Source organism: Streptomyces sp. TRM68416 (genome assembly GCF_014596915.1).
GTDB lineage: Bacteria > Actinomycetota > Actinomycetes > Streptomycetales > Streptomycetaceae > Streptomyces.
Genome location: NZ_JACVWU010000001.1, coordinates 603,096 through 618,444, shown reverse-complemented (window position 1 = coordinate 618,444; position 15,349 = coordinate 603,096). Strand labels below are relative to the sequence as shown.

Genomic DNA, 15,349 nt, shown 5'->3' with positions numbered 1-15,349 from the left:
TTACGCTACGGCTGTCCGGGGGCTGGACCGGCGCGCGCCCTCGGGCCCCCTTCGCGTAGATTGCCTGGCAGTCGAACGGTGAGGGGACGGAACCGCAGGTGGAAGGCGTAAGGCAGGCTGTGACCGAGGCCCGCAGGATCGTCGTCAAGGTGGGTTCCTCCTCGCTGACCACCGCGTCCGGAGGGCTCGACGCGGACCGGGTCGACGCCCTCGTCGACGTCCTCGCCAAGAGCCGCAGCGGCGGAGAACGTGAGATTGTTCTCGTTTCCTCCGGCGCCATCGCGGCCGGTCTCGCCCCGCTGGGACTGCGTCGCCGGCCCAAGGACCTCGCCCGCCAGCAGGCCGCCGCCAGCGTCGGCCAGGGCCTGCTCGTCGCCCGCTACACCGCCTCCTTCGCCCGCTACGGCGTCCGCGTCGGCCAGGTGCTGCTCACCTCCGACGACATGAGCCGCCGCGCCCACCACCGCAACGCCTCCCGCACCCTCGACAAGCTCCTCGCGATGGGCGCCCTCCCGGTCGTCAACGAGAACGACACCGTCGCCACCGACGAGATCCGCTTCGGCGACAACGACCGCCTCGCCGCGCTCGTCGCCCACCTGGTCCGGGCCGACCTGCTGGTGCTCCTGTCCGACGTGGACGGCGTGTACGACGGCGACCCCAGCAGGCCGGGAACCTCGCGGATAGCGGAGGTACGGGGGCCCGCGGACCTCGCGCACGTGGAGATCGGCAGCGCGGGGAAGGCCGGGGTCGGCACCGGCGGCATGGTCACCAAGGTCGAGGCCGCCCGGATCGCGGCCGCCGCCGGCATTCCCGTGGTGCTGACCAGCGCGGTCCACGCGGCCTACGCGCTCTCCGGCGGCGACACCGGCACCTACTTCCACGCCACGGGCAAGCGGTCCGCCGACCGGCTGCTGTGGCTGCAGCACGCCTCCACCCCGCAGGGGTCGCTCACCCTCGACGACGGGGCCGTGCGTGCGGTCGTCGAGCGGCGCAAGTCGCTGCTGCCGGCCGGCATCGCGGCCGTGGAGGGCGAGTTCAGCGCGGGCGACCCGGTCGAACTGCGTGACGCCGCCGGACGGGCCGTCGCGCGCGGGCTGGTCAGCTTCGACGCCAAGGAGATCCCCCAGCTGATCGGCCGTTCCACCCGGGAACTGGCGCGCGAGCTCGGACCGGCGTACGAACGCGAGGTCGTCCACCGCGACGATCTGGTCGTTCTGCATCCCTGACGGGCGTCATCCGTCCGAAAACAGGGTGAACGCCCCGGCGAAGCTGTCGCCGTGAGGTGGACGTTCCGAAAAAGCGCCACAGAACTGCTTGCGGCCTGCTCAACTTTGTCTCAGGGACACAATCCGCAACGAGCGCTGCTCGACCGTTGGACGAAGGAGGCCGTCGTGAGACGAGTGCGCCCTGGGGTGGCGGCCTCCGGCGGTGGCACCGGCGGGCCTCCCTCCCGCGCGGCCGGCGAGGAGCGCGCACTGACCAGCGTCGCGACCGGCGAGCGGGCCGGCGGCGGCGAGCCCGAGGAACTGCCCCGGCTGTGGCACGTCACCCTCAGCGTCTCCGGCGCCGAGGCCCCCCTGAAGGAGGTGCGGCGCGCCCTGGAGCAGCTCGCCCACGACCACCCCTTCCTGCTGACCAGCCGATACGCGAACGACCACGCGGAGATCCGGTACTGGGAGGAGGCCCGCGACCTGCACGACGCGGCCGCCGTCGCGCTGCGCCTGTGGGGCGAGCACCGCCAGACCGCCGGGCTGCCGCCCTGGGAGATCGTCGGCCTGGAGGTCATCGACCGCGCGACCTACCACCAGCGCATCGCGGAGGGGTACGGGCCGCCGCCGGCCAGCCCGGTGGGCGTGCATCCCTATTGAGCGACCTTCGGGTGGCTGTGCCGCCGAGGGGGCTTCGGGTGGCCGCTCCGGGGGCGTCGGGTGGCTGTGCCGAGGGGGCTTCGGGTGGTCGTGCCGAGGGGGAGCTTCGGGCGGTCGTCTTGAGTGGTCTTCGGGTGGCCGTCGGGCGGCTCTGGAGGATCCCTTTTGCGTGACCTTCGGGTGGCTTGTCTCGCGGTGTGGAACAACCGGTGAACCGGCCCGTCCGGCGCACTACCCTTCCCTCATGACCTCGCTCTCGCCGTACGACTCCATGACCCCGGTCACCCAGACCGCCTACCGCGCCAAGGCCGCCGCAGCCGACCTCGCCCCGCTGCCGCGGGCTGCCAAGGACGACGCGCTGCTCGCCATCGCGGACGCCCTGGAGGTCCGCACGAGCGAGATCGTCGAGGCCAACGCCAAGGACATCGCCGCCGCCCGCGAGGCCGGTACCAGCGAGGCGATCATCGACCGGCTGACGCTGACCCCCGAGCGCGTGCGCGCCATCGCCTCCGACGTACGGGACGTCGTCGCGCTGCCCGACCCGGTCGGCGAGGTCGTGCGCGGCTCGACCCTGCCCAACGGCATCGACCTGCGCCAGGTCCGCGTCCCCCTCGGCGTCGTCGGCATCATCTACGAGGCCCGCCCGAACGTCACCGTGGACGCCGCCGCCCTCTGCCTGAAGTCCGGCAACGCCGTCCTGCTGCGCGGCTCCGCCTCCGCCTACGAGTCCAACTCCGCCCTCGTCCGGGTCATCCGCGACGCCGTCGGCGGCGCCGGGCTGCCCGCCGACGCCGTCCAGCTCGTACCCGGGCAGAGCCGGGAGAGCGTGCGCGAGCTGATGCGCGCCCGCGGCCTGGTCGACGTCCTGATCCCGCGCGGCGGCGCCTCGCTGATCCGGACGGTCGTCAACGACTCCACCGTCCCGGTCATCGAGACCGGCACCGGCAACTGCCACGTCTACGTCGACGCCGACGCCGACCTCGAGACGGCCGTCGAGATCCTGATCAACTCCAAGGCCCACCGGGTGAGTGTCTGCAACGCCGCCGAGACCCTGCTGGTCCACCAGGACATCGCCGCCGAGTTCCTGCCCCGGGCCCTGGACGCCCTCGCGGACGCCGGGGTCACCGTGCACGCCGACGAGCGGGTCATGGCGTACGCCAAGGACTCCCGGGCGACGGTCGTGGAGGCCACCCCGGAGGACTGGGAGACGGAGTACCTCTCCTACGACATCGCCGCCGCCGTCGTGGACTCCCTGGACAAGGCCGTCGAGCACATCCGGCTGTGGACCTCCGGTCACACCGAGGCCATCGTGACCACCTCCCAGCAGGCCGCCCGCCGCTTCACCCAGCTGGTCGACTCCACCACGGTCGCGGTCAACGCCTCGACCCGCTTCACGGACGGCGGCCAGTTCGGCTTCGGCGCGGAGATCGGCATCTCCACGCAGAAGCTGCACGCGCGCGGGCCGATGGGCCTGCCGGAGCTGACCAGCACCAAGTACATCGTGACCGGCGACGGACACGTGCGGCGCTGACGCCTGCCGTGCGGCGCATGAGCGCGCGGCAGGCGCCCCTGCCGCGCGCGTGCGCCGCTCGAAAGTCGCATGAGCGGCGTCTCACGAGATGGATGAATTTCTCTACCGTCTGCCCAAAATGACCCCCCAGGACTACTCTGGATCCGTGCCGGAGGACGTGGGGGGCACGCCGTTCCCTGACGGCTGGGAGCCCGACGACGACCACGACCGCGGGGTGTCGGACGAAGAGTTCGCCTCCGTGGTCTTCGACGAGGCCTTCGTACAGGCGGCCGCGGTGCACGAGCCGACCGCCGTCGAACGCCTCCTGGCCGCCGCCCAGGCGAGAGCGGAGGCCTCCGAGGCCGAGGCCCGCCGGACCCATCGCCGCAGCGAGCGGTACGAGGACGGATACGGCCCCGACGGCCGCGGCGGTTTCGGCCAGGATCCGGACTTCGGCGACCCGGACGACCCCGACGTTCTCGACAGCCGCCACGGCGCTCCGGGCACCTACGGCAAGCAGATCCGCTGGCACCGTCCCGTCGCCTGGCTGCTGGCCCTCGTGATGGGCATCGGCATGGTCGCGCTGGCCTTCACGGCGGTCTACCGGGGCGCCTCCTCGGACAACGGCGAACAGGTACCGCCCCCACCGGCCTCCACGGGCCTGGAACAGGGCGGTGCGGTGGTGCCCTCGGCCTCCGCCGACTACTCCCAGCCGGCGGCGTCGGCGATCCCCCGCACCCCCTGAATCCACCCCGGCCGGAACCGGACCATCGTGGTGAGAACCTGTCAGAACTTGTCGCGGCCGGGCGTTTACCCGAGCTCCCCGAGACCTACCCTGAAGGTATGGGAGGGCCTGGAGACCCATCTGAGGGGACGCCCGAGGGTGGACCCGGAGGTGGCGAGGAGGAGTACCGATCCGTCGTCTTCGACGAGTCGTTCGTCCGCGCTGCCCGGCTCCAGGAGTTCTCCGCCCACGAGCGCCTGGCCGACCACGCGCCCGCCGTGCGCCGCCGTCCGCCCGTGCGCCGAGGACTGTCCCGGCAGGTGTTCGTCCTCGTCCTGCTGATCGCCATCGCCTTCGGCACCGCGATCTACATGGGTGCCCGCCACCCCTACCGGACACCGGCCGCCCAGCAGCCCGTCGAACCCCTGCGGATGACCGTCATACCGCTGGCGCCCCAGGGCAAGGTGCCCGGCTCCACCGACATCGAGACGCTGTACGCCCAGAGCCCCGCCGCCCAGTACCGGATCGGCGCCGAGGGCGTTCCGCTGCCCGCCTCCCGGAACACCGCGCACTTCTCGGACAGCCAGGTCGTGGGCGCCCTGACCGTGGTCAAGGACTACATCGTCCGGTCGGCGCTCCACCCCGAGGTGGTCATCGGGGACCAGGTCCGACCGGTGCGCGTCCTGCTCGATTCGGACCAACTCGACCAGTTCGACCAGAGTTTCGACCACCCGGCCGCCGACGGGCGGCACGCGCCCACCGGCTGGCTGGTCCGCTTCGACCCGGACAAGGTCGAACTCGCCGACCGCAGGATCCGGGTCCAGGGCAGCCTCCATGCGGCCGAGACCGACTCGTCCACGCTGGAGGTCACCGCTGACCACACCTTCGTGTACGCGCTGCGTCCCGCGGGCGGCGGGTCGCGGGCCGAGGCGTCCCTGTTCACCGTGCGGCGCGAGCTGCACTTCCGCTTCGACCACGACGACCTGCGCATGCGCCAGACCCAGCTGGTCGTCTCCTACGTCCAGGCGGGCCCGCTGTCCTGCGCCGACGACTCCGCGAACCGGCTGCGCCCGCTGCTCGCCGGCCAGACCGCCAAGTCGGGCGGCCCGGCCGGCACCGACCCGTACGCGACGGGCAGCGCGACGGCCTTGTGCGGGTCACTGGCCCAGAGCGCACAGCCGCGGGTGTGAGCCTGGGGTGGTGGGACGGAGGGTTGGCTGGCGGGTCGATGGGCCTACGGGCTGGGCAGCGGGCGGCAGGCCGATGTGCCGATGGGACGGCTGGCGGCCCGGGGCGCGGCTCGTTCACTGACCTGCGCGCTGCCGAGCCGCCGGGGTTGCTGAGCCTCTGTGCTGCTGGGGCCCTCAGTCCTCGTCCCGCGGAGGCGTGTCCGTGGGCGGCTGGTCCTTCGGTGCTGAGCCGCCCGGACCGCCGGAACCGCCCGAGCCGCCGGCCGCGCCGCCTCCGCCCGCGAAGCCGCCGAAGCCCCGTCGCACCCGGCCGCCCAGGTCCCCGGCCCCGCCGGCGATGTCGCTGACCAGCTTCATCAGCGGGTCCTTGGAGGACTTCACATGCGTGGCGTAGTGGGCCGCCGAATCACGGAACGAGTCCGTCACCGACGTGTCCTTGTCCTCCGAGCGCCGCGGGTAGTGGCCGTCCATGATCCGCTGATAGTCCCGCGACTCCGCCCACTTCTTCAGCTCGGCGGCCCGCACCGTGGTGAACGGGTGGGAACGCGGCAGCACGTTGAGGATCTTCAGCACGGAGTCGCGCAGGTCGCCCCCGGCCTCGTACTCCTTGGCCTGCGCGAGGAACGCGTCCACGTTCATCTCGTGCAGATGGTTGCCACCGGCGATCTTCATCAGGCCGCGCATGGAGGCCGTCAGGTCCTGCCCGACCAGCAGGCCGGCCCGGTCGGCGGACAGCTCCGACTTGCGGAACCACTCGCGCAGCGCGGTCACGATCGCCATGATCGCGACATTGCCCAGCGGGATCCAGGCGACCCGGATGGCGAGGTTGGTCAGGAACAGCAGGATGGTCCGGTAGACGGAGTGACCGGACAGGGCGTGGCCCACCTCGTGCCCGACGACCGCCCGCATCTCCTCCTCGTCGAGCAGCTCGACGAGCCCCGTGGTGACGACGATGATCGGCTCGTCCAGTCCGATGCACATCGCGTTCGGCTGCGGGTCCTGGTTGACGTACATCGGCGGGACCTTCTCCAGGTCCAGGATGTAACAGGCGTCCCGCAGCATGTCGTTGAGGTGCGCGAACTGCTGGTCCGAGACCCGCACCGAGTCGGACAGGAACAGCAGCCGCAGACTCCGCTCCGGCAGCAGACCGCTCAGCGCCTTGAAGACGGTGTCGAAACCGCTCAGCTTCCGCAGCGCCACCAGGGCGGAACGGTCGGCCGGATGCTCGTACGCACGCGAGGAGATTCCGGGAAAGCGCCTGCGCTGCCTGCTCGGCACGTTCTCGTGCCCGTTGTGCTGGTGGCCGTCGTCGGACATGTGGTCCCCCATGTGCGTCTGTGTGGCCTGTGCGGCCCTTCGAGCCCCCGAAGCAGGCTCCAGCCTAGGCGGAGTTCCCGTGGACGGGCAGTACGGCGAAGAAGCTGCCGCGGGGTATACGCGGAAGGACGAGTGAGGCGCGGGGAAAGTTGCCTCGGCGCCGGCGCACGGAAGCGAGGGCTCTCCCCGCAACGGCGGAGTCGGCGTGATCGGCGCGGAGCCGCCCGCTTACGATGGGCCGACATCTTTATCCCGCCCACACCCGATAGGTCCTGCCGAAGATGAGCTTCCACAGCACCGCTGCCCAGTTGGTCACCCTCGCCTCTGAGGGCGGAGAGCACGGCGGCAACCACGAGAGCCTCAACCCGCTGGTGACCGGTGGCGGCGCGTTCGTCATCCTCATGCTGCTGCTGTGGGTCACCACCCGCTTCAACCGCGACCGCTGAACCCCGGCCGAGACCGCCCCGGGGGTGCTCCCGGGGGTCTGGCGACCGTGGCCCACGGGTCGGGCCGGTAGGGTCTGCACGCATGGGAGAGCAGGACATGCCTACCGGCCCGGGCAACGCCCCGACGAACCGCGGCAAGCGCCGCCTCGGCGTCATGGGCGGAACGTTCGACCCGATCCACCACGGGCACCTCGTGGCGGCCAGTGAGGTCGCCGCGCAGTTCCACCTGGACGAGGTGGTGTTCGTCCCGACCGGGCAGCCGTGGCAGAAGACCCACCGCAACGTCTCCCCGGCCGAGGACCGCTACCTGATGACGGTCATCGCGACCGCCGAGAACCCGCAGTTCTCGGTGAGCCGCATCGACATCGACCGCGGCGGCCCGACCTACACGGTGGACACCCTGCGCGACCTGCGCGCGCTCAACCCCGACACGGACCTCTTCTTCATCACCGGCGCCGACGCCCTCGACCAGATCCTGACCTGGCGGGACACGGAGGAGCTGTTCTCCCTCGCGCACTTCGTCGGAGTCACCCGGCCCGGCCACCACCTGGCCAACCCGGGGCTCCCGGAGGACGGCGTCTCGCTCGTCGAGGTCCCCGCCCTCGCCATCTCCTCCACAGACTGCCGTGCGAGAGTCGCCAAGGGCGACCCCGTCTGGTATCTGGTGCCGGACGGAGTCGTGCGCTACATCGACAAGCGCGAGCTGTACCGCGGCGACTGAGCCGAGAGGGGCACCGGTGAACGACCGATACGACGCGGGGGGCGCAGAGTACGGGGCCGACCAGTACGAGCTCGTCGGCTACGACGAGTACGGACAGCCGGTGTACCGGCAGATCCCCCAGCAGCAGCCCCCTCAGCAGCCCTACGACCCTTACGCTCAGCAGGGCTACGGCTACGACCCGTACGCCACGGGCCAGCAGCAGCCGGTCCCGTCGTACGACCCCTACGACACCGGCCACCGGGACCCGGCTCCCTCCTACGACACCGGTCGCCAGGACACCGCCCCCTTCTACGACACCGGTCGCCAGGACGCCGCCCCCTCCTACGACACCGGCCGACAGTCGCCCGCCCCCTCCTACGATTCCTACGCCGCCGACGGGCAGCCGGGTGGCGGCGCCACGACCTCGTACGACCCCTACGGCCGGGCCGCGGCCGGTGGGCAGCAGCGCGTGGCCGAGCAGACCGCCTACATCCCGCAGCAGGCGGGCCCGGCGCAGGACGCGGAGGAGCCCGACGCCCCCGGCCAACGGGAGTACCGCACCGAGCAGTTCGCCTTCGTCGAGGAGCCCGACGGTGACTCCGAGGACGTCATCGACTGGCTGAAGTTCACCGAGAACCGCACCGAGCGCCGCGAGGAGGCCCGGCGCCGCGCCCGCAGCCGGATCGTCGCCCTGGTCGTCGTCCTGGCGCTGTGCGCGGTCGGCGGCGTCGGCTACCTCTGGTACGCCGGGAAGCTGCCCGGCCTGTCCTCCTCCGACGACAGCACCGGCGGCACCACGGCCGGCGGCGCCCAGAAGCGCGACGTGGTCGTCGTCCACCTGCACGACACCAAGAGCGGCGACACCTCCACGGCACTGCTCGTCGACAACACCACCACCGAGCAGGGCACCACCGTGCTGCTGCCCAACTCCCTCGCCCTCACCGACGACAGCGGCAGCACGACCACGCTCGCCAAGTCGGTCGAGGACGACGGCTCCACGGGGACGCGCGAGGCGATCGACACGGTCCTCGGCACCCAGATCCAGGGCACCTGGCGGCTGGACACCCCCTACCTGCAGAACCTCGTCGACCTCGTCGGCAACATCGACATCGACACCGACACCGACGTGCCCGACCCGGGCGCCAAGTCCAAGGGCGCCGCACCCCTCGTGAACAAGGGCGAGCAGCAGACCCTCAGCGGCAAGATGGCCGTCGCCTACGCCACCTACCGCGCCTCCGGCGAGGCCCAGAACGCCCAGTTGGAGCGGTTCGGGCAGGTCATGCAGGGCGTCCTGCGCAAGCTGTCCTCCGACGCCCAGGCCGCGACGATCACCGTCCAGACGCTCCAGCAGATCCTCGACCCGTCGATGACCGACAAGGATCTCGGCGCCTTCCTCGCCAAGCTCGCCGACCTCGCCAAGGGCGGCGACTACAAGACGGCCCTGCTGCCCGTGCAGGCCGACGGCACACTGACCGCCGAGGCCAGTGACAGCGTGGTCAAGGACGTCCTCGGCGGCACCGCCAAGAGCCCCGACAAGGACGCCGCCGTCCGCGTGTCCGTCCAGAACGCCAGTGGTGTGAAGGACAACACCGAGAAGGCCCGCGTGGTGCTCCTCAACGGAGGCTTCACCTTCCTGGAGGGCGGCACCGCCTCCGCCGCCCGGACCGCGTCGCAGGTGGTCTACGCCGACGCCGCCGACAAGGAGAACGCCACCGAGGTCGCCAAGACCCTGGGCCTGCCCACCAGCTCCGTCACCAAGGGCAAGATCTCCTCCAACGCGAACGTCACCGTGGTCCTCGGGCAGGACTACGCCCCGTCGTCGTCCCAGTGAGCCGGGCGGACGGCACCCCCTGGTGAGCCGACAATCACGTGGGGTGCCGTCACCGGTCGTGAGACCCTTGTGGTCAAGTGACCGCCGACGGAAAGCCTTGTAGTGACCGCCACTGACCGATCCCTTGAGCTCGTCAACACCGCCGCTCAGGCGGCCGCCGACAAGCTCGCGCACGACATCATCGCCTACGACGTCAGCGACGTGCTGTCGATCACCGACGCCTTCCTGCTCGCCTCCGCGCCCAACGACCGCCAGGTCAAGTCGATCGTCGACGAGATCGAGGAGCGGCTGCAGAAGGAGCTCGGCGCCAAGCCGGTGCGCCGCGAGGGCGACCGCGAGGCCCGTTGGGTCCTCCTCGACTACGTCGACATCGTCGTCCACGTCCAGCACAGCGAGGAGCGGGTCTTCTACGCCCTGGAGCGGCTGTGGAAGGACTGCCCCGAGCTGGAACTGCCCGCCGACGCCAAGGCCACCCGCGGCAAGGCCGAGGAGCACGCCAAGCTGCAGTCCGCCGAGGAGGCGGCCGAGCCGGGTGGTGAGTGGCGATGAGCGCCACCGGCGAGGTCAGCGGCGGCAGCCCGGGCCGGGGCCGCCGTCTCATCCTGTGGCGGCACGGCCAGACCGCCTGGAACGTCGAGCGGCGCTTCCAGGGCACCACCGACGTCGCCCTCACCGAGGCGGGTACCGGCCAGGCCCGCCGCGCCGCCCGGCTGCTGGCCTCCCTGCGCCCCGACGCGATCGTCGCCTCCGACCTCCAGCGGGCCGCGCACACGGCCGCCGAGCTGGCCTTGCTCACCGGCCTGGAGGTCGCCCACGACGAGGGCCTGCGCGAGACCTACGCGGGTGTCTGGCAGGGGCTGACGCACGAGGAGATCATCGCCCGGTACGGCGAGGAGTACGCCGCGTGGAAGCGCGGCGAGGCGGTCCGCCGGGGTGGCGGCGAACTGGAGACAGAGGTCGCCGACCGCGCCGCCCCCGTCGTGCTCCGGCACGCCGAGAAGCTGCCCGACGGCGGCACCCTCGTGGTGGTCAGCCACGGCGGCACGATCCGCACCACCATCGGCCGGCTCCTCGGCCTCGAGCCCCACCACTGGGAGAGCCTCGGCGGCCTCTCCAACTGCTGCTGGTCCGTCCTCGGCGAGGGCGCCCGCGGCTGGCGCCTGCTGGAGCACAACGCCGGCACTCTGCCGGAACCGGTGCTCGGCGACGACGACTGACCGCCCCGACCGCTCCCGGAGGCGGGCCCGGGACCCGGATTTCACTTTCCGGCAGGTCGCAGGCTAAAGTTCTTCTTGTTCGCCCCGCCAAGCGGGAAGGACACGAAGAACACAAGGGGCTATAGCTCAGTTGGTAGAGCGCCTGCATGGCATGCAGGAGGTCAGGAGTTCAATTCTCCTTAGCTCCACAGATGACACTCTCGAGTTGTCGAAGATCAGTGGATCAGAATCCCGTACCCGTCAGGGGGCGGGATTTTTCGTGCCACCAGGCCGCCTTCCGTTCCGTCTCCTCGCCGTCCGGCGGGTAGAGGAGCCGTCGGCGGCGAGGACTTCGTAGCGCGCGTCGGTCGCGGGCAGGTGCTCGGGCAGCTGACCGGCGTCGCGTTGTTCGGCACACTGTTCCTGAACCGGCTTGAGTCACTTGGGGCCTCCGGGGCGTATACCTCTGCGGAGGCGCTCTCGGCGTGTCTGTCCACGCCGGCCGGGACGGCCGCGGCGGCTGCCGTGGCCGGACTGGTACTGAGGCGTCGCTGACCGTATTGGTCCGGCCGTGGCAGAATCAAACGGCCGGAAGGGGGCGCGACCCGACGGGAGGGAGCAGTGATGCCTGCGAGCATCCTCGGAGAGGCCGGTCACCTCTTCGGCGCAAGCGGGGCTCGGGATACGGTCGTCCGCCTCAGCTGCCCTTCCTGCGGTTCCGCCCATGTGGCCCAGGTCCTCGGCGACAACGGCGGGATTTCCTACGTGTGCACGGCCTGCGGCCACAGCTGGAGCTGATCGATGGGTGCACACAGGCGGAAGTGCGACTGGTGCGGCAGCGGCACGCCGATCGTCCGCGACATGGAGCCGCTCAACCCGGACTACCAGTACTGGTGCGAGGAATGCGCACGGGCGCTGATCATAAAAGGCGACCCGATCGAGACGTACCGCGAGCTGGAGGGCGAGCCGATCTACGGGCGGCTCCTCGAGGAGCACTGCACGCTCAAGCGTTTCTATTCGTTCGTCACGGCGTGACACGGACCGGGAACCGGACATTGCCCCCGTACCGGCGCGAGACGGAAACGATTTGGCGATGCACCGGGGGGACCGTGTAATGTTGGCGTCGCCGCCGGGGAAACCCGGAGGAAAGAGCAAGGGGCTATAGCTCAGTTGGTAGAGCGCCTGCATGGCATGCAGGAGGTCAGGAGTTCAATTCTCCTTAGCTCCACAGCAAGATCCCGCCGGATGATGATCCGGCGGGATCTTTTCGTTGCGGCCGTGTCCGGTTCGTGCCGGGGGGCCCGGGCCGCGCGGGCCCGGGCCGGTTCAGCGGCCGAGGGCGCGGCGGCCCCGGCCCTGGGACAGCACCGGCAGGTTGCTGCGGGAGGGGGGCCGCTCCGTCTGGTCCTCGATGCGCAGGGCGAGCGCGGGGCAGCGCCGTACCGCGCGCAGCGCCTTCGCCTCCGCGTAGCGCGGGACCTGTGCCTGGGCGACGGTCGGGAAGCCGTCGGCGCCCAGTTCGAAGACCTCGGGGAGGATGTCCGCGCACAGGCCGTGGCCCCGGCACAGCGTCCAGTCCACGTAGATCTTCTGGCGGCTGGGGCCGTTCTCCTCGGACTCTGCGCCGCCCGGGATGCCCGTCGGGGCCCTGCCTCCCTCGAAGAGCGGCAGAACGCCCTCCACGGGCCGTCCGCAGCCGTTGCCGAGGACATGCGCGGCCAGGTCGTCGGTGAACGCCTTGATGGTCGATTCCAGGAACATCGCGGAGCCGTCGGGGTGCGAGCACGCGCCGCGCCGCTTCACGTTCTTGGCGACCTGCTTGAGCGCCTCGAGGGCGGCCGGGCCGCCGCCGTTGAGGATGTCCTCCATGCCGCGCGCGGCGGCCGGCAGGCCGAGGTAGCAGGGGCCGCACTGGCCCGCGCTCTCCTCGGCCAGCCACTGCGCCACCCGCAGCGACTCGCCCAGCGGGCAGGTGTTCTGACTGATCGGCAGGATGGCGCCGGCGCCCAGCGAACCACCCACGGCGTCCAGGGAGTTGCGCGAGACGATCGCCTCGTTGACCGTCGCCGCGTCGATCCACTTGCCGTGGTAGCCGCCGGTCAGCACGCCCTGCGGAACCGGCGGAGCGCCGGCGAGCTGAAGGACGTAGCGCAGCGGTACGCCCGTGGGGACCTCGATCACCATGGGGCGGGCGACCGCGCCGGAGACGGTGAGCATGACGGTGCCCGGCTCGTCGTACAGGCCGGTGTTGCCGTAGCGCTCCGGGCCGATGCGGGCGGCTATCGCGAGTTGGGCGAACGTCTCGGCGTTGGACAGCAGGGTCGGTGCGCCGCCGACGCCGCTCTTGGAGGCGCTGATCTTGCGGCCGGGCGGGATGGCCGGGCCGCCGTCGATGGAGCGGATCAGGGAGGCCGCCGCTCCGGTGACCATCCGGACCGGATTGCGCTGCACGCGCGCGCGTAGAGCCGAGCGGCGGCCGTTGCTGAGGCCGCGTTCGGCGAGCGCGGCCTCCATGGAGCGTTGGGTGGACTCGCGGGTGACCCCCACCACGAGCGTGCGGGCGCCCAGGGCCTCGGCGCACAGCAGCGCGCCGTCCAGGATGAGGTGCGGGGCACGGTTGATGAGCACCGTGTCCTTGCGGCAGGCCGGTTCGTCCTCGCTGCCGTTGACGACGACGACCGGCCGTACGCCGCGCTTGATCGCCGATTCGGCGACCGAGCGCAGCTTCTTGTGGAAGGGGAAGCCCGCGCCGCCGCGGCCCTTCAGGTTGATGCGTTCGGCGAGTTGGGCGAGCTGCTCGCCGCCCAACGGTTCGAGCGGCCCGTGCACCTTCAGGTGCATGGGCAGATCGAGTCGTTCGACAAGGTCGAAGCCCGACGTGAGCTGGGGAAGGCCGACCACGCGGACTTCGGGTACGTCGGGCAGGGCCTCGTTCACTTAAAGCCTCCGGAAGGCGTGTTCCAAGGTTCGCCCGAACCCGGCGCCTCGAAGTCGTAGGAGGAGCCGGACAGTGTTTCCGTGGCGGGACCGCTGTTGTACGTGTCGTTGGGGTTGTACGTGCCGTAGAGGGTGTTCGACTCACCGGTGTCGTACACATCACTCCCGCCGTACCCGTTGGTGCCCGAATTGTCATAGGTGGGAATGTTGTATCCGGTGTCGTTGAGGGGGTCGTAGGCCGACGGGGGCGCCTCGCCGACGGGCGGGGGCGAGGGGATGGGCCAGCTGCCCGAGGTGCTGCCGTCGATGCGCGGGATGGCCTCCGTGGGCTGCGTGTCCATGGGCAGCTCCATACGGGCCGTCTGGTCGGCGGCGAAGGGCTCCTGGGCGGGCTGTGGTGCGGAGACGGCGCGGTAGGCGGCCGCGAAGCCCTTCGTCGGCGCGGGGGTGTCGTAGGAGGGCGTGCCGCGCGGTGACGGATTCTCGTAGCCCGGCAGCGTGGACTGTGCCGCCCTGGCCCGGCTCTCCTCCAGTCTCGCGGCGGCCGGCTTCTCCCCGCCGTCGAGCAGTCCGGTGACGCGGTCGGCGACCATGCGCTTGACCTGGCGCGGTGCCGCGCGCAGCGCCAGGGCCGCGCCGACCGCGACCACGCACAGCATGTAGGCCACCATGAAGAACGTCTTCGCGGGCCGGCCGGCGTACAGGCCGTGGACCAGGGCCGCGCACCAGGCGGGGTAGGCCAGCATGTGCATGGCGCGCCAGCGGGCTGCCACGGGTGCCGGGGACGCGAAGCGGTTGCGCAGTACGCCGGTCACGCCCACGAAGATCATGAGCATCGCGGCGAGGGTGCCCAGGCCGACGAGGAAGTCGGTGCCTGCGAACTGGTCGCCGTCGGTCAGGAACAGCCCGAACGGGATCACCGCGGCGATCCACCCGGTGTGCTCCAGCGCCAGCTTGGTCCCGATGTGGACGAGGAGGAAGGCGATGGAGGCGACCGCCGTCACTCGGTGAACGGCCTGGGCGATGAGCCGCTGACGCGTGTTGAGGAGCATGCGGTCCTGGGCGACGAGCCCCCAGATCACCGAGCACGTGAGGCAGACGAGGGACAGGACGCCGACACCGAAGTCGAGGAAGTACATGAGCGTGTCGTCTGCGGTGCTGTCCGTCGTCGTCACGGCGTGCCTCCACGTGTCGTGCCGGAGGGTATGGACTGCGCGGCGGCAGCCGTCGCCGTTCCGTGGGCCGACCGGGCCGGCCCGGGGGGCGAGCTGCTGTGAGGGAGATCGTTCATGGGGGCAACTCCGAATGGTTCGGGAAGGCGGTCCCGGAGCCGCACTCTAAGCGGCGTCATACCGATGGATGCGGGGGTTTCAGTTATTGCGCTGTTATCAAGGGACGATGCGACTGGCGTGATGTCCTATAGCTACTGTTACGCGGAGTAAACGTTGACTCTGGGTCAGGTTCTGTCGGGGCGGCCGGAGAGCTTCATGGGGGCCGGGGGTGTTTCCGGGCCAAGGAGTCATACGGAAGCGCGTCGCGACGTGCTCAAGCCCTGCGGTACCCTGACGCCATGCGTGCCGTACGCCTTCTGCTTAGCGAGCCGCGCTGATCAGCACCGACCACCGTCGGA

The 15,349-nt window shown here is 71.0% G+C and carries 14 protein-coding genes, 2 tRNA genes and 1 pseudogene; 14 read left to right on the top strand and 3 right to left on the bottom strand.

The window, feature by feature from the left end; translation table 11 throughout:
- Window positions 1-119 precede the first annotated feature (119 nt).
- The 5 genes from proB (at window position 120) to ICC28_RS02805 (ending at window position 5,292) form a co-directional block, all read left to right on the top strand.
- Window positions 120-1,226, top strand: coding sequence for a glutamate 5-kinase (gene proB / locus ICC28_RS02825; protein ID WP_188286737.1), 1,107 nt, complete (start codon window positions 120-122; stop codon window positions 1,224-1,226).
- 174 nt (window positions 1,227-1,400) lie between these two features.
- A complete protein-coding gene (locus ICC28_RS02820) occupies window positions 1,401-1,868 on the top strand; it encodes a hypothetical protein (RefSeq protein WP_188286826.1) in 468 nt (155 codons plus the stop codon).
- Between the two features lie 244 nt (window positions 1,869-2,112).
- A complete protein-coding gene (locus ICC28_RS02815) occupies window positions 2,113-3,399 on the top strand; it encodes a glutamate-5-semialdehyde dehydrogenase (protein ID WP_188286736.1) in 1,287 nt (428 codons plus the stop codon).
- Window positions 3,400-3,517: 118 nt separating this feature from the next.
- Window positions 3,518-4,123, top strand: coding sequence for a hypothetical protein (locus ICC28_RS02810; RefSeq protein WP_188286735.1), 606 nt, complete (start codon window positions 3,518-3,520; stop codon window positions 4,121-4,123).
- A gap of 98 nt (window positions 4,124-4,221) precedes the next feature.
- Window positions 4,222-5,292 (top strand): hypothetical protein, encoded by a 1,071-nt coding sequence (locus ICC28_RS02805; RefSeq protein WP_188286734.1) that lies wholly within the window; start codon window positions 4,222-4,224, stop codon window positions 5,290-5,292.
- Window positions 5,293-5,466: 174 nt separating this feature from the next.
- On the opposite strand, the gene ICC28_RS02800 is transcribed toward ICC28_RS02805, so the two are convergent.
- Window positions 5,467-6,609, bottom strand: coding sequence for a M48 family metallopeptidase (locus tag ICC28_RS02800; RefSeq protein ID WP_188286825.1), 1,143 nt, complete (start codon window positions 6,607-6,609; stop codon window positions 5,467-5,469).
- Window positions 6,610-6,890: 281 nt separating this feature from the next.
- On the opposite strand from ICC28_RS02800, the gene ICC28_RS02795 reads away from it, so the two are divergent.
- From ICC28_RS02795 to ICC28_RS02760, 9 genes and pseudogenes are all read left to right on the top strand, one after another.
- On the top strand, window positions 6,891-7,055 hold the full coding sequence (locus tag ICC28_RS02795; RefSeq protein ID WP_015660428.1) for a hypothetical protein: 165 nt from the start codon (window positions 6,891-6,893) through the stop codon (window positions 7,053-7,055).
- A gap of 82 nt (window positions 7,056-7,137) precedes the next feature.
- Window positions 7,138-7,776, top strand: a complete 639-nt coding sequence (gene nadD, locus ICC28_RS02790) for a nicotinate-nucleotide adenylyltransferase (protein WP_188286733.1) — start codon at window positions 7,138-7,140, stop codon at window positions 7,774-7,776.
- A gap of 16 nt (window positions 7,777-7,792) precedes the next feature.
- The gene (locus ICC28_RS02785; RefSeq protein ID WP_188286732.1) at window positions 7,793-9,586 is read left to right on the top strand and encodes a LytR C-terminal domain-containing protein; all 1,794 of its coding nucleotides are present in this window, start codon (window positions 7,793-7,795) and stop codon (window positions 9,584-9,586) included.
- Window positions 9,587-9,688: 102 nt separating this feature from the next.
- Complete coding sequence (gene rsfS / locus ICC28_RS02780; protein ID WP_188286731.1) at window positions 9,689-10,135, top strand: ribosome silencing factor; 447 nt, start codon at window positions 9,689-9,691, stop codon at window positions 10,133-10,135.
- Complete coding sequence (locus ICC28_RS02775) at window positions 10,132-10,803, top strand: histidine phosphatase family protein (protein ID WP_188286730.1); 672 nt, start codon at window positions 10,132-10,134, stop codon at window positions 10,801-10,803. The genes rsfS and ICC28_RS02775 overlap by 4 nt, the downstream gene beginning before the upstream one ends.
- A gap of 115 nt (window positions 10,804-10,918) precedes the next feature.
- Window positions 10,919-10,991: transfer RNA gene (locus ICC28_RS02770), tRNA-Ala, on the top strand.
- A gap of 172 nt (window positions 10,992-11,163) precedes the next feature.
- A pseudogene (locus ICC28_RS40275) lies at window positions 11,164-11,337 on the top strand (MFS transporter); the annotation flags it as partial.
- A 246-nt stretch (window positions 11,338-11,583) separates the two neighbouring features.
- Window positions 11,584-11,817, top strand: coding sequence for a hypothetical protein (locus ICC28_RS02765; protein WP_019523121.1), 234 nt, complete (start codon window positions 11,584-11,586; stop codon window positions 11,815-11,817).
- Between the two features lie 120 nt (window positions 11,818-11,937).
- Window positions 11,938-12,010: transfer RNA gene (locus ICC28_RS02760), tRNA-Ala, on the top strand.
- A 98-nt stretch (window positions 12,011-12,108) separates the two neighbouring features.
- Here the strand turns inward: ICC28_RS02760 and ICC28_RS02755 are convergent.
- Both ICC28_RS02755 and ICC28_RS02750 read right to left on the bottom strand, forming a co-directional pair.
- Window positions 12,109-13,719, bottom strand: coding sequence for an NADH-quinone oxidoreductase subunit NuoF family protein (locus ICC28_RS02755; RefSeq protein WP_188286729.1), 1,611 nt, complete (start codon window positions 13,717-13,719; stop codon window positions 12,109-12,111).
- Window positions 13,716-14,894 (bottom strand): cytochrome b/b6 domain-containing protein, encoded by a 1,179-nt coding sequence (locus tag ICC28_RS02750; protein ID WP_188286728.1) that lies wholly within the window; start codon window positions 14,892-14,894, stop codon window positions 13,716-13,718. Before ICC28_RS02750 ends, ICC28_RS02755 begins: the two co-directional genes overlap by 4 nt.
- Window positions 14,895-15,349: the final 455 nt, after the last annotated feature.

What these genes read in the sequence shown, in the direction of transcription:
- ICC28_RS02815 (WP_188286736.1), top strand. Translation starts at nt 2,113, where the DNA reads ATGACCTCGCTCTCGCCGTACGACTCCATGACCCCGGTCACCCAGACC.
- ICC28_RS02775 (WP_188286730.1), top strand. Translation starts at nt 10,132, where the DNA reads ATGAGCGCCACCGGCGAGGTCAGCGGCGGCAGCCCGGGCCGGGGCCGC.
- ICC28_RS02765 (WP_019523121.1), top strand. Translation starts at nt 11,584, where the DNA reads ATGGGTGCACACAGGCGGAAGTGCGACTGGTGCGGCAGCGGCACGCCG.
- ICC28_RS02805 (WP_188286734.1), top strand. Translation starts at nt 4,222, where the DNA reads ATGGGAGGGCCTGGAGACCCATCTGAGGGGACGCCCGAGGGTGGACCC.
- nadD (WP_188286733.1), top strand. Translation starts at nt 7,138, where the DNA reads ATGGGAGAGCAGGACATGCCTACCGGCCCGGGCAACGCCCCGACGAAC.
- ICC28_RS02800 (WP_188286825.1), bottom strand. Translation starts at nt 6,609, where the DNA reads ATGTCCGACGACGGCCACCAGCACAACGGGCACGAGAACGTGCCGAGC.
- ICC28_RS02795 (WP_015660428.1), top strand. Translation starts at nt 6,891, where the DNA reads ATGAGCTTCCACAGCACCGCTGCCCAGTTGGTCACCCTCGCCTCTGAG.
- ICC28_RS02810 (WP_188286735.1), top strand. Translation starts at nt 3,518, where the DNA reads ATGACCCCCCAGGACTACTCTGGATCCGTGCCGGAGGACGTGGGGGGC.